Below are 19,264 nucleotides of genomic sequence, written 5' to 3'. Positions count from 1 at the left end.
ACGAAAGCCGAAAAGATCAGCCGGCCACCGACACCGACGGCTCGCCGGAGGCCACGCCGTCCTGCTCCATCTGCTCGGCCAGCTTCATGGCCTCCTCGATGAGGGTCTCCACGATCTTGGACTCGGGGACGGTCTTGATGACCTCGCCCTTGACGAAGATCTGGCCCTTGCCGTTGCCGGAGGCGACGCCGAGGTCGGCCTCGCGGGCCTCGCCGGGGCCGTTGACGACGCAGCCCATGACGGCGACGCGCAGCGGGACCTCCATACCGGTCAGACCGGCCGTGACCTCCTCCGCGAGCTTGTAGACGTCCACCTGGGCCCGGCCGCAGGACGGGCAGGAGACGATCTCGAGGCCGCGCTGGCGCAGGCCGAGCGACTGCAGGATCTGCAGACCGACCTTGACCTCCTCGACGGGGGGAGCCGACAGAGAGACCCGGATCGTGTCGCCGATGCCCTGCGAGAGCAGCGCGCCGAACGCCACCGCCGACTTGATCGTGCCCTGGAACGCCGGGCCCGCCTCCGTCACGCCGAGGTGGAGCGGGTATTCGCACTGCTCGGCGAGCTGGCGGTAGGCCTCGATCATGACGACCGGGTCGTTGTGCTTGACGGAGATCTTGATGTCCCGGAAATCGTGCTCCTCGAAGAGGGACGCTTCCCACAGGGCCGACTCGACCAGGGCCTCCGGGGTCGCCTTGCCGTACTTCTGGAGCAGGCGCTTGTCCAGGGAGCCGGCGTTGACGCCGATGCGGATCGGGGTGCCGTGGTCCTTTGCGGCCTTGGCGATCTCCTTGACCTTGTCGTCGAACTGCTTGATGTTGCCGGGGTTCACGCGGACCGCCGCGCAACCCGCCTCGATGGCGGCGAAGACGTACTTGGGCTGGAAGTGGATGTCCGCGATCACCGGGATCTGGGACTTCTTCGCGATGGTCGCCAGGGCGTCCGCGTCGTCCTGGGTCGGGCACGCCACGCGCACGATCTGGCAGCCGGACGCCGTCAGCTCGGCGATCTGCTGGAGGGTGGCGCCGATGTCCGACGTACGGGTCGTGGTCATCGACTGGACCGAGACGGGCGCGTCCCCGCCGACCGCCACGCTTCCGACCTGGATCTGCCGGCTCTTCCGGCGCTCGGCGAGCTTGGTCGGAACGGACGGCATGCCGAGAGAAATCGCAGTCATCTGCTGTGCAACCCCAAGTCGTGGATCAAGGTCCGGTCCCGTCTACGGGCGGGCTCCAGGCTTCGAGATTACGGCACGGGCCCAGGCGCCAGCACATCCCACCCGGTAAAGCCACTCGATGGATGGCGGCGCGGAACATCGGGTTCCGGGCCGCCTCCAACGCCGTATGGCTACGAGATTTTCACCGGGTTAACGACGTCCGCAATCAAGACGAGCACGGTAAAGCAGACGAAGATCCCCGCCACCACGTACGCCACCGGCATCAGCTTCGCCACGTCGAACGGACCGGGGTCCGGGCGGCGCAGCACCCGTGCCACGTTCCGCCGCAGCGACTCCCACAGCGCGCCCGCGATGTGCCCGCCGTCGAGGGGGAGCAGCGGGAGCATGTTGAACAGGAACAGGGAGAGGTTGAAGCCGGCCAGCAGCATCACGAAGTTCGCGAGCTGCTGTGAGGCGGGGATGTCCAGCGTGGCGATCTCGCCAGTGATGCGGGCGGCGCCGACGATGCCGATCGGGGAGTCCGGCTGGCGCGGGGCGTTGCCGAAGGCCGAGTCCCACAGTGCCGGGATCTTGGCGGGCAGGGCGGCGAGGGAGTCGACGGCGTTGCCGACCTGGTCGGTCATCCAGCTCACCGACCCGCCGAAGTCCTGCTTGACGACTCCGGAGGCGGCACTGAAGCCGAGGAAGCCGGCCTTGACGTAGCCGTTCACGTACTTGCCGTGGGCGTCCTTCTTGGCCACCAGGTTGGTGGTGATCGTCGCGTGCAGGGTCAGCTCGTGGCCCTTGCGGTCGACGACGATCGCGACGTTCTTGCCGGCGCTGTCGCGGATGAGGTCCGAGAGGGTGTTCCAGTCCTTGGTGGACTTGCCGTCGAAGGAGACGATCTTGTCGCCCGCCTTCATGCCGGCCTGCGCCGCCGGGGAGACCGGGTCGGACTTCTTGCAGCTGTCGCGGTGCTCGCTCTGCTTGATGGAGCAGGGCGACACGGAGGCGACGGTGGTGGTCTGCTGCGGGATGCCGAAGCCCATGAGCACGGTGAAGAACAGGCCGATCGCGAGGATCAGGTTCATGAACGGGCCCGCGAACATGACGATGACGCGCTTCCACGGCTTGCGTGTGTAGAACATGCGGGTCTCGTCGCCGGGCTGGAGCTCCTCGAAGGCCGCCGAGCGGGCGTCCTCGATCATGCCGCGCCACGGGGAGGTGGAGCGGGCGGAGACGCGGCCCTGGTCGTCGGGCGGGAACATGCCGATCATGCGGATGTAGCCGCCGAGCGGGACCGCCTTGATGCCGTACTCGGTCTCGCCCTTCTTCCGCGACCACATGGTCGGGCCGAAGCCGACCATGTACTGCGGGACGCGGATCCCGAAGAGCTTGGCCGTGGAGAGGTGTCCCAGCTCGTGCCACGCGATCGAGACGAGCAGGCCGAGAACGAAGACCAGTATGCCGAGGATGAACATCAAGGTCGTCATGCACGCGCCTCCGCGGTCGCCGTCGTGGCTGTGAGTTCGCGGGCCCGGGCCCTTGCCCAGGTCTCCGCTTCGAGGACGTCCGACACGGTGAGTGAAGTTCCCGAATCCGGGGTGCCGTGCTCCTCGACCACCCGGGTGACGGTCTCCATGATGCCGTTGAAGGGCAGCGCCCCGCTGCGGAAGGCCTCGACGCACTCCTCGTTGGCCGCATTGAACACCGCCGGTGCGGTCCCCGCGAGCTCCCCCACGTGCCGGGCGAGGTTCACCGAGGGGAAGGCCTCGTTGTCCAGCGGGAAGAACTCCCAGGTGGAGGCCTTGCTCCAGTCGAAGGCGGGCGCCGCGTCCGGGACGCGTTCGGGCCAGCCCAGACCGATGGCGATCGGCCCGCGCATGTCGGGGGGCGTCGCCTGGGCGATCGTGGATCCGTCGGTGAACTCGACCATCGAGTGGACATACGACTGGGGATGCACGACCACCTCAATGCGGTCGAAGGGAATGTCGTAGAGGAGGTGTGCCTCGATGACCTCCAGGCCCTTGTTGACGAGGGTCGCGGAGTTGATCGTGATCACCGGGCCCATCGCCCAGGTGGGGTGGGCGAGGGCGTCCTCGACGGTCACCCGGGCCAGGTCGGCCCTCGTACGGCCCCGGAAGGGCCCCCCGGACGCCGTGACGACCAGCTTGCGTACATCGGTCCTCGTCCCGCAGGCCAGCGCCTGGAAGAGGGCGGCGTGCTCGGAGTCGACCGGGATGATCTGCCCTGGCTTGGCGAGCGCCTTGACCAGCGGACCGCCGACGATCAGGGACTCCTTGTTGGCGAGCGCCAGGGTGCGGCCGGCCTCCAGGGCGGCGAGGGTCGGCGCGAGGCCGATGGAGCCGGTGATGCCGTTCAGCACGGTGTGGCAGTCGGAGGCGGCGACGTGGGTGGCCGCGTCCGCTCCGGCGAGGATCTCGGGCAGCGGCTCGCCGGGGCCGTACTCGGCGGCGAGCGCCTCTCGCAGGGCGGGTACGACGTCCTCGCGGGCGACCGCGACGGTCCGCACCCGCAGCCGGCGGGCCTGCTCGGCGAGGAGGGCGACGCGGCCGCCGTTCGCGGACAGCGCGCTGACCCGGAAGCGGTCGGGGTGGCGCAGCACGAGGTCGATGGCCTGGGTGCCGATGGATCCGGTGGAGCCGAGGATCACCACGTCCTTGGGGCTGTCGCCCGCGAGGGGGTCGTAGACGAGGTGCGGATCGGCGAGGGGTGCCGGATGGGCGGGGCTGTCGGTCATCCCCCCATTGTTGCCCCAACCGGTGACCGACAGGACAGGGCGTCCCCCGGGCGGGTGCGTCGAGGTAGTTCGCGCTTTATGGAGCGATTGTCATGTTGTGAAGCATCAGTAAAGATCACGTGTTGGTGTCGATCACGAACACCATCGGTGGGGCGATCCCGAAATCGCGCGCTTCCGCGCACCGGTGATGGCATCCTTCCGTTGGCGCCCGTCAAGAAGGGCCAAAGGGGGAGGAGTTCCACCATGAACCGTATGCGTACGACCGCCGCCGTCCTGGGGACGGCCGGTGTCCTGACCGCCGCTCAGCTCGGTCTGGCCGGGGGCGCGTTCGCCGCCGCCCAGGCGCCGACGAGCTCCGGCTGCCCGATCAACCTGGTCTACCCGACCAGCTTCTACATCGACTCGCACGGCTGGGTGACCAACGGGGGTCTGTACTTCGGCATCAAGAACAAGAGCACGACGAAGAGCTTCAAGAAGGTCAGCTTCACCGTCACCGACGTCAAGAACATCCGCTTCGGCTCGGCCAAGGCCACGGGTGGCAAGGTCACCCACAAGACGTCGAAGACGGTGACGGTGTACACGGGGACGCTGAACAAGAAGGCGAGCCTCGGGGTGAAGGTGCAGACGCATCTGCTCAACACCCACAGCTACAAGGTGAAGTTCACCCTGCGCGGCTCGGGCTGGACCTGCGCCGTGGACCAGGGCACCTGGGGCAACTGACCAACCCCAGGCACCCGGTCGACAGGCGGGAGGGCGGCTCAGTCCCCGAAGGGACGGCGCTCGCTCTCCCGTTTCGACGCTCCGGGGGTCGCGTCGGCGATCCACGGGCCGTCCCCGGACGGGTCGACGACGCCTTCCTCCAGCCAGGTGTAGGCCCCGCCGAGCACGCCCTTGACCACCTTGCGGTCGAGGGCGTCGGTGTTGGTCCACAGCCGGTCGAAGAGTTCCTCGACGCGGATGCGGGCCTGCCGGCAGAAGGCGTCCGCCAGCTGGTAGGCCTCGCGGCCGTGGTCGTCGCGGCTGCGCAGCAGTTCGGCCCGGACGCAGACCGCGCTCATCGCGAACAGCTCGGCGCCGATGTCCACGATCCGCCCGAGGAAGCCCTGCTTGGTCTCCATCCGGCCCTGCCAGCGGGACATGGCGTAGAAGGTGGAGCGGGCCAGCTTGCGGGCGGTGCGCTCGACGTAGCGCAGATGCCCGGAGAGATCGACGCCGTACTTGAACTGGCCGTAGGACGTCGGCAGTTGACCCGGTCCGGCGACCAGCTTCGGCAGCCACTTGGCGTAGAACACACCCGCGTTCGCGCCCGCCTTCGCCTTGTCGGACAGGGACTTGTCGGGGTCGATGAGGTCACCGGCGACCGAGAGGTGGGCGTCGACGGCCTCGCGGGCGATCAGCAGGTGCATGATCTCCGTCGAGCCCTCGAAGATGCGGTTGATGCGCAGGTCGCGCAGGATCTGCTCGGCCGGGACCCCGCGCTCGCCGCGCGCCTTCAGCGACTCGGCCGTCTCGTAGCCGCGGCCGCCGCGGATCTGGACCAGTTCGTCGGCCATCTTCCAGGCCATCTCGGAGCCGTAGAGCTTGGCGAGGGCGGCCTCGATGCGGATGTCGTTGCGGTCCTCGTCGGCCATCTGCGAGGAGAGGTCGAGGACGGCCTCCAGGGCGAAGGTGGTGGCCGCGATGAAGCTGATCTTGGAGCCGACGGCCTCGTGCAGCGCCACCGGTTTGCCCCACTGCTCGCGCTCCGCCGACCACTCGCGGGCGATCTTCAGACACCACTTGCCGGCGCCCGCGCACATCGCCGGCAGCGAGAGCCGGCCGGTGTTGAGCGTGGTGAGAGCGATCTTCAGGCCCGCGCCCTCCGGGCCGATCCGGTTCGCGGCCGGGACCCGCACCTGGTGGAAGCGGGTGACGCCGTTCTCGATGCCGCGCAGGCCCATGAAGGCGTTGCGGTTCTCGACCGTGACGCCCTCCGAGGTCGCCTCCACCACGAACGCGGTGATGCCGCCCTTGTGCCCCTCCGACTTCGGCACGCGCGCCATGACGACGAGCAGGTCGGCGACCACCCCGTTGGTGGTCCACAGTTTCACCCCGTCGAGTACGTAGTCGTCCCCGTCGGGTACGGCCGTCGTGGCGAGGCGGGCCGGGTCGGAGCCGACGTCCGGCTCGGTGAGCAGGAAGGCGGAGATGTCGGTGCGGGCGCAGCGGGGCAGGAAGGCGTCCTTCTGCTCCTGGGTGCCGAAGATCTTCAGCGGCTGGGGCACGCCGATCGACTGGTGGGCGGAGAGCAGGGCGCCGACGGCGGGGCTCGCGGAGCCGACCAGGGCGAGGGCCTTGTTGTAGTACAGCTGGCTGAGGCCGAGACCGCCGTACTTGGGGTCGATCTTCATGCCGAGGGCACCGAGTTCCTTCAGGCCGGTCACGACCTCGTCGGGGATGCGGGCCTCGCGCTCGATGCGGGCGGAGTCGATCGTGGACCCGCAGAACGCGCGCAGCTTGGCGAGGAACTCCTCGCCGCGCCGCACGCTCTCGGGGTCCGGGAGCGGATGGGGGTGGATGAGGTCGAGCCGGAAGCGCCCGAGGAAGAGCTCCTTGGCGAAGCTGGGCTTGTGCCAGTCCTGCTGCCGGGCGGCCTCCGCCACCTGGCGCGCCTCGCGCTCGGTGACGGTGGTGCGTGACTTGGTAGGGGCGGACATTGAGGCTCACCTCGCCGCAAAGAGGGACGAATTGGACCGTTCGTTACCGACCAGTGCTACTGGATCGTTGGTACCCGAAACGGGCCGACCCCACCACCCCTCGCGCGTCCGATCGGCCGAAAGGTCTGCCGGAGTCCGACCCGCAGGTGTGCACTTCTTCCCGATGGGCCGTTCGGGATATCGGCCGACGAAAAGTCGTCGAAGCGCTTCGACAGCCTATGGACACCCGGCCCCGGCTGAGGCTAGTGTCAATTCACCCTCACTCATCCCCGTCAGCAACGCGCGTTGTCGAAGCGCTTCACAAAGCTTGGAGCACGGATGGTCACCCTCGCCGAGGTCGCCCAGCACGCCGGAGTCTCGGCGAGCACGGTGAGCTATGTCCTCAGCGGCAAGCGGTCCATCTCCGCGACCACCCGGCAGCGGGTCGAGCAGAGCATCCGGGAACTGGGCTACCACCCCAACGCCGGCGCCCGCGCCCTGGCCGGCAAGCGGTCGAACATCATCGCGCTGATGATCCCGCTGCGCACCGACATGTATGTGCCGGTGATGATGGAGATCGCCATCGCGGTGGCCACCACGGCCCGCAACCACGGCTACGACGTCCTGCTGCTCGCCGGAGAGGAGGGGCCCGACGCGGTGCGCCGGGTGACCGGCAGCGGTCTCGCCGACGCGATGATCCTGATGGACGTCGAACTGGAGGACGAGCGGCTGCCGCTGCTGCGGGGGACCGACCAGCCCTCGGTGCTGATCGGCCTGCCCGCCGACACGGCCGGTCTGACCTGTGTGGATCTGGACTGGAGTGCGACGGGCGCGCTGTGCGTGGCGCATCTGGCGGGGCTCGGTCATCGTGACATCGCTGTCATCGGCGAGGCCCCGGCCGTCTACGAGCGGCACACCGGCTTCGCCGAGCGCACCCTCGACGGACTGCGCACCCGGGCCCGAGAGGCGGGCGTACGGGTGCTGCACCGCCCGTGCGACGGCGGCTACGACGCCATGGCCCTGACCCTGGCCCGGATCCTCGACGAGCGCCCGGGGACGACCGGGTTCGTGGTGCAGAACGAGTCGGCGGTGGAGCCGCTGCTCGCGCTGCTGCGCCAGCAGGGCCGGGCCGTGCCGGAGGACGTGTCCGTGGTCGCGATCTGCCCGGACCAGGTCGCCGTCCATGCATCTGTGCGGCCGACCTCGGTCGCCATTCCGGCGCAGGAGATGGGCCGGTACGCGGTCGAGCATCTGGTGGCCAAGCTGGACGGGCGGGGCGGCGACGAGGTCCTGCTGATCGCGCCCGAGCTGACGGTACGGGCGAGCTCGGGACCGGCACCGGCCGCCTCCTGACCGCACCCTCCCGTGCTCCGGTGCGTCCGGGGCACCCCTCTGCCTGCCTTGTCCCTGTCCCGCACTCCTTCAGGAGTATGCAGAGAATCAGCCTGCCGTCACGCAGCCCAAGGTCTCCCTCGCCCAGTCCTCCCCCACCGTCGGCACCTTCCGTGAGCGGGACGGGGCGCTGGAGTGGAGCGGCCGTTAGGAGAGTCCGGCATCGCGATCGTGGACCGGACGCGGACGGCGGGCGACGCGGTGACGCCGGTGCACGACGCGGCGGCCGAACTGGTCTACCTTGCCTGCGACTTCGGTACGGGGGTGAGCGAGGTGACGGCGCAGGTGGCGGGCGAGGGAGTACTGGAGGTGTCCCTGGACGGCGGCCCGGTGCTGGCCGCGCTGACGCCGGACGCCCCCACCGCCCACGTCTACGCCTACACCACCCTGGGCGCCGGTCTCGTCGCCGACGGCGTGCACGACGTCCACCTCAGGCTGCGCGGCCCGCTGTGGCTCACGCACGTCGGCTTCTGCGGTTGAGGGTCCGGAGGAGACCGACGACGGGAGGGGCCCGGCACCGGAAGGCAGCGGTGCCGGGCCCCTTTTGCATGGCGGGCAGCGCCACGCTCAGGCTACGCGAAAATGGTTCTCATCAGTGGTTCTTGGCGAGGGCCTGGACCAGGCGCAGGGCGTCCAGCGTGCCCACGCCGGTGGCCATGTCGTATCCGTTGACGGCCTTGTAGCCCGCGACACCCTCATAGCTGTTGTCGGTGCCGTCGTTGACGTCGACGACGCCGGGGTTCTTCTGCTTCAGAAGGGTGTACAGCGCCGCGTTGATGTCGCCCACACGGTGGCCGGCCGCCTGGTCGGCGAGGGCGACGATGCCCGAGAACAGCGGGCTGGCCTCGCTGGTGCCGCCGGAGACGTCCCAGCCGGTGGCGGTCGGGTCGTAGCTGGAGTAGACCCAGGCGCCGCCGTCGACCGCGGCGGCCATCGAGATGTCCGGGGTGCCGCGGCGGGTGCCGACGACGTTCTTCACACCGTCCTGGAAGGCCGGGCGGGTGAACACGTGGGACTGGCCGCCGCCGCCCGCGCCGTAGTCGTTGTAGACGCTGTCCGGCTTGACGCGCTCGCCCTTGTCGTTCAGGTGCAGCTGGGTGCCGCCGATGGAGGTGACCAACGGGTCGGACGACGGCCAGGAGTTGACGCGCTTGTTGTAGTACGTCTTGCCGTCCGCCTTCAGGTCGGTGGCGCCGCCGTCACCGGAGGAGGCGAGCACGGTCACGTGCTTGCGCTGCGCGGCCTCGAAGGCGTACCGGAGCTTCTTGATGCTGGAGAAGTCGCCCTTGCCGAAGCCCGGGAAGGTGTTCTCGGTGGCGCCGAAGCTCTGGCTGATGACATCGCCGACGCCGTGGTCGATCAGGCTCTTCTCGGCGGACATCATCTCCGGCAGACCGGTGGTGCCCTCGGTCTCGGAGACCGCCGTCTCCACCAGGACGATCTTCGCGCCGGGCGCGACGGCGTGAGCCATCTCGACGTCCAGCGTGGTCTCGCCGGCCCATCCGGTCATGTCGGCGTTCTTGGGGTCGAACTTCGGGACGTGACCCCACTTGACGACCTGGACCTTGGCGCTGGGCAGCCCGAACTGCTTGCTGTAGACGTCCAGATCGTGCTGGACGGTGGGGGATCCGAAGGAGTCGACGATGACGATCGTCCGCCCCTTGCCCGTGATGCCCTTCTTGTACAGCGGGTTCAGGTCGTACGCGGCGCGGTACTGCAGCGGGTTGTAGCAGGCGATGTGCCACTTGGACCGGCACTGCGCGATGGGGAGGGGGCTGGCCACGCCGTGGACCAGGGTGTGCCCCGCGATGGCCGGCTGCGCGAAGGTGTGCGGTACGCCGGCGGGCGCGGCGGTGGTGGCGCCGGCCGAAGAAACGGTCGCCAGTCCTGCGGCGACGAGTGCGGCGGTGGCGGCGGAGGCCGCGAGGCCGCGCCCGGTACGGGCTATGTGCATGTGTTCCCCTGAGTGGTCCGGTGTCGGACGTGATCGGTCGCCCTAGTCGACACGCAGACCGTCGATTGAGTCATGCACAGAACAAGATTATTGACCGGCCGATGCCGAATCCTTTACCCGGCCAGAGCTTTCGTGAACACGAACGGCCGCAGCCCCCGCACAGTGGGCTGCGGCCGTTCTGTTTCCGACCTGTCCGTGGCAGGTCAGAGCGCGAGACCGGTCAGGACCAGCACGCGCTCGTAGGTGTAGTCCTCCATCGCGAACCGCACGCCTTCGCGGCCCACACCGGACTGCTTGGCGCCGCCGTACGGCATCTGGTCGGCGCGGTAGGACGGGACGTCGCCGATCACCACGCCGCCGACCTCGAGGGCGCGGTGGGCACGGAAGGCGATTTGCAGGTCGTGGGTGAACACGCCTGCCTGGAGGCCGTACTTCGAGTTGTTGACCGCGGCAAAGGCTTCCGCCTCGCCGTCCACCCTCTGCACGGTGAGGACCGGTCCGAAGACCTCCTCGCAGGCGAGGGTGACGTCCGCCGGCACGTCGGTGAGGACGGTCGGCGCGTAGGAGGCGCCGTCGCGGTCGCCACCGGTGAGCAGCGTGGCACCGGCCTCGACGGCCTCCTTCACCCAGGACTCCACGCGCTTGGCGGCGTCCTCGCTGACCAGCGGGCCGACGTCCGTCTTGGCGTCGGAGGGGTCACCGGTGACCTGGGCCTCGACGGCGGCGACGATGCGCGGCAGCAGGCGGTCGTGGACGGAGGCGTCGGCGATCACGCGCTGCACGGAGATGCAGGACTGGCCGCCCTGGTAGTTGGAGAAGGTCGCGATGCGGGTCGCGGCCCAGTCCAGGTCGGCGTCGGAGGCGTAGTCGCCGAGGACGACCGCGGCTCCGTTGCCGCCCAGCTCCAGCGTGCAGTGCTTGCGCGGCACCGAGTCCATGATGGCGTAGCCGACCTTGTCGGAACCGGTGAAGGAGATCACCGGCAGGCGCTCGTCCTGGACCAGGGCGGGCATGCGGTCGTTCGGGACCGGCAGGACCGACCAGGAACCGGCCGGCAGGTCGGTCTCGGCCAGCAGCTCGCCCAGGATCAGGCCGGAGAGCGGGGTGGCCGGGGCGGGCTTGAGGATGATCGGCGCGCCGACGGCGATCGCCGGGGCGACCTTGTGCGCGCACAGGTTCAGCGGGAAGTTGAACGGCGCGATGCCGAGCACGACACCCTTCGGGAAGCGGCGGGTCAGCGCCAGCCGGCCCTGGCCGCCGGCGTCGGTGTCCAGCCGCTGGGCCTCGCCGCCGTTGAACCGCCGGGCCTCCTCGGCGGCGAACCGGAACACGGAGACGGCACGGCCGACCTCGCCCCGGGCCCACTTGATGGGCTTGCCGTTCTCGGCGGAGATCAGCTGGGCGATCTCCTCGGTGCGCTCGACCAGCCGCTTGCTGACGTGGTCGAGGGCGGCGGCGCGTACGTGCGCCGGGGTGGCGGCGAACTCGTCCCGTACGGCGTACGCGGCGGCCACGGCCTCCTCGACCTGGGCGTCGGTCGGCACGCCGACCTTGCCGACGAGCCGGCCGTCCCACGGGGAGGTGACGTCGAAGGTGTCCTCGCCGGTGACCTGGCGGCCGGCGAGCCAGAAGGCGTGGGTGGAAGTCATGTGCGAGTCCCGGCCCTTCCGCGTTGGGGGTGTGCTTGGCTTTCGTGGTCAACGGTAGGGCGGGGGCGGCCGGGGGTCGCTTGTCCGAGTCGTAGCAGTAGCCGGACCGCGCACTACTGTTTGGACTACTCGGCGCTGCTCTGTGCGGACTACCTATTCGGCGCTGGTCGCCTTCAGGGCGAGCCACAGCTCCATCCGGACGTCCGGATCGTCCAGGGACCGCCCGAGGATCTCCTCGACCCGCCGCATCCGGTACCGGAGCGTGTGCCGGTGCACCCCCAGGTCCGCGGCCGCCGCGTCCCACTGCCCGTGCCGCGACAGCCACGCCCGCAGCGAGGCGACCAGATCCCCGCGCCCCGTCGCGTCGTGCTCGTGCAGCGCCCGCAGCAACCCGTCCGCGAACGCCTTCACCGCGTCGTCGGCCAGCAACGGCAGCACGGACCCCGCGGCCAGCTGCTCGTGCTCCACCAGCACCCGCCCCCGCCGCCGCGCCACCGACAAGGCCTGCTCGGCCTGCTTGAAGGCCGCCGCGGCGGCGATCGGCCCGGCCGGCGCGGACAGCCCGACGACCAGCTCCTCCTCGTCGCCCCCGGCCTGCTCGGGCACCGCCCGCGCCGCCTCCAGCGCCGCCGCGTACTGCGTGCAGGCGGCCACCGCCGCGCCTCCGTCGGTCGCGAGCACCACCAGCCGCTCCCCGTCGGGCACGACCAGCACGGCCTCCCCGGAGCGCGCGGCGGCGGATTCCACGCTCTCCGCCAGCTCGCCCAGCGGATCACCGCCCAGGTCGCCGGTGTCGGGCGCGGCGCCACCGGCACCCGGCGCCCGCGTGTGACCGCGGGCGTCGGCGTGCGCCCGGGCGGCGGATCCGGACGCCGACTCGGCGACGATCATCCGGAACGGCGCGTCGAGCAGGCCGCCGTACAGGTCGCCTGCGACGGCCCGGGCGTGGTCGGGTTCCCCGGCTAGGAGCATGCGCAGTACGGCCGTGCCGACGCGCTGTTCGGCCGCGTGCAGGGAGCGGGAGCGTTCGGTGGTGAGGGTGAGCAGGGCGATGGCGGAGTGCACGGCGTAGCGTTCGGCGGTGCCGAGGGCCGCGGCGGTGCCCACGGCGAGCGCCGCGCGCGGCCGCCGCCCCGTCCCCAGGGAGTGCAGCTCGACCCGGTCCTCGTGATCGGGTCCGCCGACCACGGCGGAGGCGGGCGCGGCCCGCTCCCGCAACCGCTCGACCTCCGCCGTCAGCCGGGCGGCACGCCGTCCGGCCCACTCGGGCGCGGCGGCGACGACGGCGCCGGAGGCGTCGTACAGCGCGGCCCACCCGTCGACCTGCCCGGCGAGCGCGCCGAGCAGCCCCTCGGGTCCGGCGTTGAGGGCCTGCTTGGTCAGCTCGCGCTGCGCGGCGAACCCCGCGGTGACGGCCCGGTACTGATCCGCGGCGATGGCGGCGGACACGGCCTTGCTGATGGCGAGGAAGGGGGTGCGGCGGGGGACTTCCAGCAACGGCAGCCCCTCCTGCCGACAGGCGTCGACGAGGGCCGCCGGGATCTCCTCGTAATTGACCCCCACGGCGAACCCGAGCCCGACGACCCCCGCCTGCACCAGCCGCTTCACATACCGCCGCATGGCCTCGGGATCCTCGGCGTCCAGCTTGAGCGCGGTGATCAGCAGCAGCTCACCGCCCTCCATGTAGGGCACGGGGTCGGCCAGCTCGCTGACGTGGGCCCAGCGGACGGGCACGTCGAGGCGGTCCTCGCCCGCGCGCACGGTCAGCTTCAGCGCGGAGTGGTGGACGAGCGAGGCGAGGGTAGGGGGCATCGGTCCTTCAGGTGACGCGAAACCGGGCGTCCAGGTGGACAGGTCGGCAGGGGGGATGGATCTTTTGGCCGAACCGTATGAACGACCTACACCGATTCTGCCTCACCGTACGATCCCCCGCCGCCCCCTCACCCCCGCAGATCCACCAGCAAAGGCGGCGCGTGCTCCCCCCGCACACTCGTCAACGACACCACCGCATGCCCCGCCGGCACCCCATGAGCCAACTCGGACGCGGACCAACGCTCACGCTCCACCTGCCGGACGGTGACGGCCTCGGTCGTCACCGCCTTGCCGGTCACCAGCTTGCGCAGGGCATGGATGGCGCGAGTCATCGGCTGGTCCGCGAAGACGGTGTGCCGGGCCACGTCCCGGGTCTCCACCCACTGCGTGCCCCAGGCGTCCGCGAACCTGCCGCCGTCCCATGTGGTCACCCCGGAGAACGCCATATGGCAGCCGACGGCCGCGTACAACGGCCCGTGCAGCGCCTCGGGGACATCGCCGACCGTACGCAGGGCGAGCACCACGCCCGCGTTGCGGGAGCGCAGGCGCTGGATGCGGCGGACGGACCCGGCCGTCACCGCGCCGGTGGCGTCGTCCAGGACGAGGCAGGCGAAGTGGGTCCGTTCGCCTGCCGACGCCACGGCTCCGAACTGGGCGAGCAGCAGCCGAGTGATGATCCGGGACGCCTCTTCGTGTCCGCGGTCGGGCAGGTCGATACGGACGCGCAACGGATGGTGGGCGACGGCGCGCAGGGAGAACGGCCTGGCGCTTCCGCCGTCCCCGCCGAAGAACTCGGCGAACGCCGGCCGGTCCAGCACCGCGAGCCGGTCGGCCAGGACCGGCCGGGGATCCCCGGCGCTGCCCGACTGCCGGGCGCGCGCATCGAGTTCGCGGCGCATCACGGCGTGCTCGTCCCCGGCGAGCGCGTCACGCAGCGCGGCCAGGGCCGGGGAATCGCCCTCCAGGAGTTCCCGCAGCACGGGCAGGGCAGGGAAGCGTCCGTACGCCGCCCGGTAGGGGCCGAGGAGCTGGGCGAGCGCGGTGACCGACCGCTGACCGCTCACGGTGTCCAGGTCGCCGGCCAGCCCCTCCGCCAGGAAGGCGGCCGCCTCGTCGGGGTCGTCGGAGTCCGCGTACGGGTCGAGGTCGTGCACGGACCGGGGGTCACCTAGGCGTACGACCACGTCGTAGGCCGAGTCGGGTCCGAGCGGAGTGCCGGCAGCGCACACGGCGACCACGGCGCACTGTCCGGCGAGGGCCTGCAGGCCGAGCGACTCGACGACGGGCCGGATCAGGTGGCGTGTCTTGCCGGAGCCCGCTGGCCCGACGGCCAGGAGCGAGGTGCCCAGGGTGTCCGGCGCGAGTGCCGCGCCGGCGCCGCCGTAGTCGAGCGGGGTGCGCTCCCCCGCCACCCACTTGCCGATGCGCACCTGCCCGACGCACAGATCATGCCGGGCGGCCCGGCCGGGCAGGTCGCGGTCGCCGGAGGGGTGGGTCCAGGCGGCGGCGCCCTCGCGCAGGACGGTGTCGGTGAATGAGGACAGCCGAGCGCGGGCACGCGCCACGGTCCACATGTGGCCGACCCTGGCGCAGTCCACGTCGTTCATCCGGTCGGCGTCGACCTCGGCGGCCAGCACGTCCGCGGCCTGGTGCTGACCGGCCTCACGCAGTTCGGGCCACTGCGACGGCCGGCGGTCGACGGCCGGTTGCGCGGCTGCCTCGGCCGTCCTGCCCCGCGCCCGCGCGGCGAGCGCCTCCTTCGCGAGGAGCCACCAGCCGCCGATCCGGGCGAACGGCCACAGCACCAGCAGACTGATCAGCGTGTACAGCCCGTCCGTGAGCAGCTTCGACGCGAACACGCCGTAGTCGCCGCCGTTGAGCAGGACGATCAGGGAGAACAACGGATCCTGGACGGGCAGGGCGTCCCAGCCGAGGCCGAACCAGCTCGGAAAGACGAAGGCCAGCGCGATCAGCGCGCCGAGGGCGGCGATGAGGGCGCGAGCGGGTTGTTCGCGTCGGGTGACGAAGTGCCGGATGACGTCGGACCAACTGCCCAGGCGCGCCATGGCGTAGACAAGGATCGCAAAGAACACCCCGTCGGCGACCGTCTTGGCCTCGAGACCCTGGTAGCCCTTCGGTGATGTGGTGCCGGGCCACCACCAGGCGTCGGGGGTGAGCAGCTTGAGGACGGTCCACTGGTAGGGGAGGCCGCCGTGCCGCCACAGCGACCACAGAAGCAGTCCCGCGGCCAGGGGGACGACGAAGCCGACGATGGTGACGGGGGCCAGGCGCTGTGCCTGACGTGCGGCCACGGGCCGACGGTAGCCGATGCGCCAGATACCAAGCTCGACGGCCGGGCGCGGCTCATCGAGCCAGTCGGCGACGCGCGAGCGGGGATGCGGCGCATGACGGGTGTACCCCGGCTGTGCGGCCATCGGCGGCATATCCGGCTCCCGCGTCGGCCGCGGCGGCACGGCGGGTGCGTCGTACGGCGTCGCAGGCCCGTTCCGCGGAGCCGCGGGCCCGTCCGTCGGCTCCGCCGGCCGCGGCACGGGGTGAGCGTGCGTGCCCCGCGTGTCCTGCGTCCCGTCGCTGTCCATCGCCCTTGCCCCCTGACCAGCCGCTCCGTCCACCATCAGCGAGTCAATCTAATGCCCTCGCCAGGCGAGTTCAGCGATTGCGTGACGGGGCGCGCGGCGAGATACGAGCACGCCACGGCGTCCCCCTCCTGGCACCTCTATGTCCACTCCGGACAACGACTCTCCCAGAAGACGCCCACATGGAGCATGCCCACCCCCCACCCCCGGCCCTAGCCTGCGAAGAAGGATAGGTAAGCGGCCGAAAACTCACCGCCCGGGATCGTCCGGGACGCCAGATCAGACCGCTCGGTACGCAAGATCATCAGGAGCCCCCATGACCGCACTTCCGCAGGAGCGCCGCGTCGTCACCGCCATCCCCGGCCCGAAGTCGCAGGAGCTGCAGGCCCGCCGTACCGCCGCGGTCGCGCAGGGCGTGGGCTCCGTGCTGCCGGTCTTCACCACGCGCGCGGGTGGCGGGATCATCGAGGACGTCGACGGCAACCGGCTCATCGACTTCGGGTCCGGTATCGCCGTGACCTCCGTCGGCGCCTCCGCCGAGGCCGTCGTACGGCGGGCGAGCGCTCAGCTCGCCGACTTCACCCACACCTGTTTCATGGTCACCCCGTACGAGGGGTACGTCGCCGTCGCCGAGGCTCTGGCCGAGCTGACGCCCGGTGACCACGCCAAGAAGTCCGCGCTGTTCAACTCCGGCGCCGAGGCCGTCGAGAACGCCGTCAAGATCGCCCGCGCCTACACCAAGCGCCAGGCCGTCGTCGTGTTCGACCACGGCTACCACGGGCGCACCAACCTGACCATGGCGCTGACGGCGAAGAACATGCCGTACAAGCACGGCTTCGGGCCGTTCGCGCCCGAGGTGTACCGGGTCCCGGTGGCGTACGCCTACCGTTGGCCGACGGGTCCGCAGAACGCCGGTCCCGAGGCCGCCGCGCAGGCCATCGACCAGATCACCAAGCAGGTCGGCCCGGACAACGTGGCCGCGATCATCATCGAGCCGGTGCTCGGCGAGGGCGGCTTCATCGAGCCGGCCAAGGGCTTCCTGCCGGCCATCCGGCAGTTCGCCGCCGACAACGGGATCGTCTTCGTCGCCGATGAGATCCAGAGCGGCTTTTGCCGTACCGGGCAGTGGTTCGCCTGTGAGGACGAGGGGATCGTCCCGGACCTCATCACCACCGCCAAGGGCATCGCCGGTGGGCTTCCGCTCGCCGCCGTGACCGGCCGCGCCGAGATCATGGACGCCGCGCACGCCGGTGGCCTCGGTGGTACGTACGGCGGTAACCCCGTCGCCTGCGCGGGTGCGCTCGGTGCCATCGAGACCATGAAGGAGCTCGACCTCAACGGCAAGGCCAAGCGCATCGAGGAGATCATGAAGGGTCGCCTCGCCGCCATGGCCGAGAAGTTCGACGTCATCGGTGACGTGCGGGGACGCGGCGCCATGATCGCCATCGAGCTGGTCAAGGACCGCACCACCAAGGAGCCGAACCCGGAGGCCACCGCCGCCCTCGCCAAGGCCTGCCACGCCGAGGGCCTGCTGGTCCTGACCTGCGGCACCTACGGCAACGTGCTGCGCTTCCTGCCCCCGCTGGTGATCGGCGAGGACCTGCTCAACGAGGGCCTCGACATCATCGAGCAGGCCTTCGCGCGCATCTGATCCCGCGCATCCGAGCGACTGGTCCGCCCCTCTGAGGGATGCCTGCGGCAGGCCGTGTGAAGAAGGTGTGCGAGGTGGATGGCGGGAGCCGATTCCGTCTGCCCAAGCGGCCCGCCCTGCCGTAGGTTCTACCCAGATGAGAGATACACCCCGCCCACAGGGGACTGTGGGCGATTTCAGGCCGAGGCCTCCCCAGCTTCGACCTGGTCGTGCCCTCGCGCACACAACCGGCGCCTGACGGCTCCGGGATCTCCTCACCGATCGGACGGTCGCCGCCCCAAACCCCCCGGGGCGCGCGACGTTCCGATCCGGACGGCCGCCTCGGAACTACCCCCCCTGTTCCGGGGCGGCCGACCTCCTTCTTCCACTTCGCTTGCCGCTCCGCGGCGCCGAGAGGCCCCGACCACTCCTGCCGAGTGGTCGGGGCCTTCACGCGGTCAGCCGCGTCGCTGGTCCACGAGTCCGGGTGTCACGTGCCCGAGACGTTGATCGTGGCGTTCTCCGCGCCGAAGGTGCTCGTTTCGGCGTTGCGGGTGCCGTCGCCGTTGTAGGTCACCTGCCACTTGTCGCCGCCGTCGTTGGCGGCGGCCACGTGGTAGATGGTGTCCGACGTGCCTGCATGGCCGCTGTTGTCGAGGGTCACATCCTCTGTGTGGACGGGAGTGGTGTTGCAGGTCATGTCGGTGGGACCGTACAGCTTGAACGCGACGGTGCCCGTGGGCATCCCGCCCGCCGTGGCGCTGACCGTCGTCGAGTCCTGCGGGAAGCTCCTCTGCTGGGTCGCGATGTCGACGTCCGCCCTGGCCACGATCAGCGGCTCGCTCACGCACTCGCTCATCGCGCCCGTGTTATTGCCGTCACCGCTGTAGGTCGCCTGCGAGTAGAAGGTGCCGGGGGCCGAGAAGGTGAGGGTGTTCGAGGCGGGGACCGAGCCGTTGGTGACCGGCACGGTGCCGGCGTCCCGCTGACCCTGCGTGCAGCCGCTGTGTGGTGATCGACGGCTGGGCCTTGGTGACCACCGTCGATTCTCCGGCGTCGCCGCAGGCGGTCGACGCCGGCGAGGTGTTCGCCGAGCTGAAGGAGCCATTGCCGCTCACCTTGGCCGTGCTGGTGACGAGCGAGGTGCCGCTGCACTGTGCGTTGCCGTAGAGGTTGAAGGTGATCGTGCCGCCCACGTCGGCGGTGGCCCCGGCCAGGGTGGCGGAGTCGTGGATCGAGGTGCGGACCGTCGCTGTGTCCGTCGCGGTGTCCGTCGCGGTGGTGCTCAGCGACGAGCAGCTGGTGATCTGCACCCGCCCGGGGGCGATGAAGTCCTTCGGCTCGGAGTTGAAGGAGGTCGAGGCATGACTCCTCACATAGGCCGAGTTGGCCGGGATCGTGGTGGAGCTGACCCGCGAGGTCGTAGGTGATCAGCTTGGCGCCCACGGTGCGCACCGGCGTCGCCGTCTCGGTGTTCCCGTTGTTCGCGCAGTTGGTCGGCGTCGTCGTCGACGTGTCGCAGAACTTCTGGTTCAGCTCGAGGTCCATGTCGGTCGTGCCGGACGGCACGTTCTGCCGCCGCCGGGACAGTTCGAGGAACCTCGGCGTCGTGTTCGTCTCCGTGTAGACGCCGAAGGTCGT

The 19,264-nt window shown here is 70.5% G+C and carries 15 protein-coding genes and 2 pseudogenes; 8 read left to right on the top strand and 9 right to left on the bottom strand.

Annotated elements, in window-relative coordinates; all coding sequences use genetic code 11:
* Positions 1-16: 16 nt before the first annotated feature.
* From ispG to dxr, 3 genes are all read right to left on the bottom strand, one after another.
* Complete coding sequence (gene ispG, locus AB0M27_RS06880; RefSeq protein ID WP_365718678.1) at positions 17-1,174, bottom strand: flavodoxin-dependent (E)-4-hydroxy-3-methylbut-2-enyl-diphosphate synthase; 1,158 nt, start codon at positions 1,172-1,174, stop codon at positions 17-19.
* 170 nt (positions 1,175-1,344) lie between these two features.
* Positions 1,345-2,646, bottom strand: coding sequence for a site-2 protease family protein (locus AB0M27_RS06875; RefSeq protein ID WP_365718676.1), 1,302 nt, complete (start codon positions 2,644-2,646; stop codon positions 1,345-1,347).
* Positions 2,643-3,914 carry a 1-deoxy-D-xylulose-5-phosphate reductoisomerase gene (dxr, locus tag AB0M27_RS06870; protein ID WP_365718674.1) on the bottom strand — a complete coding sequence of 424 codons (1,272 nt, stop codon included), beginning with the start codon at positions 3,912-3,914 and terminating at the stop codon, positions 2,643-2,645. The genes AB0M27_RS06875 and dxr overlap by 4 nt, the downstream gene beginning before the upstream one ends.
* 243 nt (positions 3,915-4,157) lie before the next feature.
* On the opposite strand from dxr, the gene AB0M27_RS06865 reads away from it, so the two are divergent.
* A complete protein-coding gene (locus tag AB0M27_RS06865) occupies positions 4,158-4,634 on the top strand; it encodes a hypothetical protein (protein WP_365718672.1) in 477 nt (158 codons plus the stop codon).
* Positions 4,635-4,672: 38 nt separating this feature from the next.
* On the opposite strand, the gene AB0M27_RS06860 is transcribed toward AB0M27_RS06865, so the two are convergent.
* Positions 4,673-6,610, bottom strand: a complete 1,938-nt coding sequence (locus tag AB0M27_RS06860) for an acyl-CoA dehydrogenase family protein (protein ID WP_365718670.1) — start codon at positions 6,608-6,610, stop codon at positions 4,673-4,675.
* A 318-nt stretch (positions 6,611-6,928) separates the two neighbouring features.
* Here AB0M27_RS06860 and AB0M27_RS06855 point away from each other — a divergent pair, with 318 nt between their 5' ends.
* Both AB0M27_RS06855 and AB0M27_RS06850 read left to right on the top strand, forming a co-directional pair.
* Positions 6,929-7,942 carry a LacI family DNA-binding transcriptional regulator gene (locus tag AB0M27_RS06855; RefSeq protein ID WP_365718668.1) on the top strand — a complete coding sequence of 338 codons (1,014 nt, stop codon included), beginning with the start codon at positions 6,929-6,931 and terminating at the stop codon, positions 7,940-7,942.
* Positions 7,943-8,134: 192 nt separating this feature from the next.
* Positions 8,135-8,461: pseudogene (locus tag AB0M27_RS06850) on the top strand (carbohydrate-binding protein); the annotation flags it as partial.
* Between the two features lie 112 nt (positions 8,462-8,573).
* Here AB0M27_RS06850 and AB0M27_RS06845 read toward each other — a convergent pair.
* The 4 genes from AB0M27_RS06845 to AB0M27_RS06830 all read right to left on the bottom strand — a co-directional run bounded on the left by AB0M27_RS06845 (position 8,574) and on the right by AB0M27_RS06830 (position 15,996).
* On the bottom strand, positions 8,574-9,935 hold the full coding sequence (locus AB0M27_RS06845) for a S53 family peptidase (RefSeq protein ID WP_365718666.1): 1,362 nt from the start codon (positions 9,933-9,935) through the stop codon (positions 8,574-8,576).
* A 203-nt stretch (positions 9,936-10,138) separates the two neighbouring features.
* Entirely contained in the window at positions 10,139-11,584 is a 1,446-nt protein-coding gene (locus tag AB0M27_RS06840; RefSeq protein ID WP_365718664.1) for an aldehyde dehydrogenase family protein, read from the bottom strand.
* A 153-nt stretch (positions 11,585-11,737) separates the two neighbouring features.
* A complete protein-coding gene (locus tag AB0M27_RS06835) occupies positions 11,738-13,396 on the bottom strand; it encodes a PucR family transcriptional regulator (protein ID WP_365718662.1) in 1,659 nt (552 codons plus the stop codon).
* A 128-nt stretch (positions 13,397-13,524) separates the two neighbouring features.
* Entirely contained in the window at positions 13,525-15,996 is a 2,472-nt protein-coding gene (locus tag AB0M27_RS06830; RefSeq protein ID WP_365718660.1) for an ATP/GTP-binding protein, read from the bottom strand.
* A 313-nt stretch (positions 15,997-16,309) separates the two neighbouring features.
* Here AB0M27_RS06830 and gabT point away from each other — a divergent pair, with 313 nt between their 5' ends.
* Together gabT and AB0M27_RS06820 are read left to right on the top strand one after the other, a co-directional pair.
* The gene (gene gabT, locus AB0M27_RS06825; RefSeq protein WP_365718658.1) at positions 16,310-17,644 is read left to right on the top strand and encodes a 4-aminobutyrate--2-oxoglutarate transaminase; all 1,335 of its coding nucleotides are present in this window, start codon (positions 16,310-16,312) and stop codon (positions 17,642-17,644) included.
* A 136-nt stretch (positions 17,645-17,780) separates the two neighbouring features.
* Positions 17,781-17,997 (top strand): annotated as a pseudogene (locus AB0M27_RS06820) (phosphoesterase); the annotation flags it as partial.
* 116 nt (positions 17,998-18,113) lie between these two features.
* On the opposite strand, the gene AB0M27_RS06815 reads toward AB0M27_RS06820, so the two are convergent.
* Positions 18,114-18,593 carry a hypothetical protein gene (locus tag AB0M27_RS06815; RefSeq protein WP_365718655.1) on the bottom strand — a complete coding sequence of 160 codons (480 nt, stop codon included), beginning with the start codon at positions 18,591-18,593 and terminating at the stop codon, positions 18,114-18,116.
* 38 nt (positions 18,594-18,631) lie between these two features.
* Here AB0M27_RS06815 and AB0M27_RS06810 point away from each other — a divergent pair, with 38 nt between their 5' ends.
* The 3 genes from AB0M27_RS06810 to AB0M27_RS06800 all read left to right on the top strand — a co-directional run bounded on the left by AB0M27_RS06810 (position 18,632) and on the right by AB0M27_RS06800 (position 19,250).
* Positions 18,632-18,793, top strand: coding sequence for a hypothetical protein (locus AB0M27_RS06810; RefSeq protein WP_365718654.1), 162 nt, complete (start codon positions 18,632-18,634; stop codon positions 18,791-18,793).
* A 15-nt stretch (positions 18,794-18,808) separates the two neighbouring features.
* Positions 18,809-18,991, top strand: a complete 183-nt coding sequence (locus AB0M27_RS06805) for a hypothetical protein (RefSeq protein ID WP_365718652.1) — start codon at positions 18,809-18,811, stop codon at positions 18,989-18,991.
* Positions 18,992-19,058: 67 nt separating this feature from the next.
* Positions 19,059-19,250: a hypothetical protein gene (locus AB0M27_RS06800; RefSeq protein WP_365718650.1), complete on the top strand. Its 192-nt coding sequence runs from the start codon at positions 19,059-19,061 to the stop codon at positions 19,248-19,250.
* Positions 19,251-19,264: the final 14 nt, after the last annotated feature.

Origin of the sequence: Streptomyces sp. NPDC052107 (genome assembly GCF_040680215.1) — a bacterium.
Taxonomy (GTDB): domain Bacteria; phylum Actinomycetota; class Actinomycetes; order Streptomycetales; family Streptomycetaceae; genus Streptomyces.
Note: the sequence above shows the minus strand (reverse complement) of the source record. Positions and strands in the feature narration are given on the sequence as shown.

What these genes read in the sequence shown, in the direction of transcription:
- AB0M27_RS06875 (WP_365718676.1), bottom strand. Translation starts at nt 2,646, where the DNA reads ATGACGACCTTGATGTTCATCCTCGGCATACTGGTCTTCGTTCTCGGC.
- AB0M27_RS06845 (WP_365718666.1), bottom strand. Translation starts at nt 9,935, where the DNA reads ATGCACATAGCCCGTACCGGGCGCGGCCTCGCGGCCTCCGCCGCCACC.
- AB0M27_RS06855 (WP_365718668.1), top strand. Translation starts at nt 6,929, where the DNA reads ATGGTCACCCTCGCCGAGGTCGCCCAGCACGCCGGAGTCTCGGCGAGC.
- ispG (WP_365718678.1), bottom strand. Translation starts at nt 1,174, where the DNA reads ATGACTGCGATTTCTCTCGGCATGCCGTCCGTTCCGACCAAGCTCGCC.
- AB0M27_RS06865 (WP_365718672.1), top strand. Translation starts at nt 4,158, where the DNA reads ATGAACCGTATGCGTACGACCGCCGCCGTCCTGGGGACGGCCGGTGTC.
- gabT (WP_365718658.1), top strand. Translation starts at nt 16,310, where the DNA reads ATGACCGCACTTCCGCAGGAGCGCCGCGTCGTCACCGCCATCCCCGGC.
- AB0M27_RS06830 (WP_365718660.1), bottom strand. Translation starts at nt 15,996, where the DNA reads ATGGACAGCGACGGGACGCAGGACACGCGGGGCACGCACGCTCACCCC.
- AB0M27_RS06835 (WP_365718662.1), bottom strand. Translation starts at nt 13,396, where the DNA reads ATGCCCCCTACCCTCGCCTCGCTCGTCCACCACTCCGCGCTGAAGCTG.
- dxr (WP_365718674.1), bottom strand. Translation starts at nt 3,914, where the DNA reads ATGACCGACAGCCCCGCCCATCCGGCACCCCTCGCCGATCCGCACCTC.
- AB0M27_RS06840 (WP_365718664.1), bottom strand. Translation starts at nt 11,584, where the DNA reads ATGACTTCCACCCACGCCTTCTGGCTCGCCGGCCGCCAGGTCACCGGC.
- AB0M27_RS06860 (WP_365718670.1), bottom strand. Translation starts at nt 6,610, where the DNA reads ATGTCCGCCCCTACCAAGTCACGCACCACCGTCACCGAGCGCGAGGCG.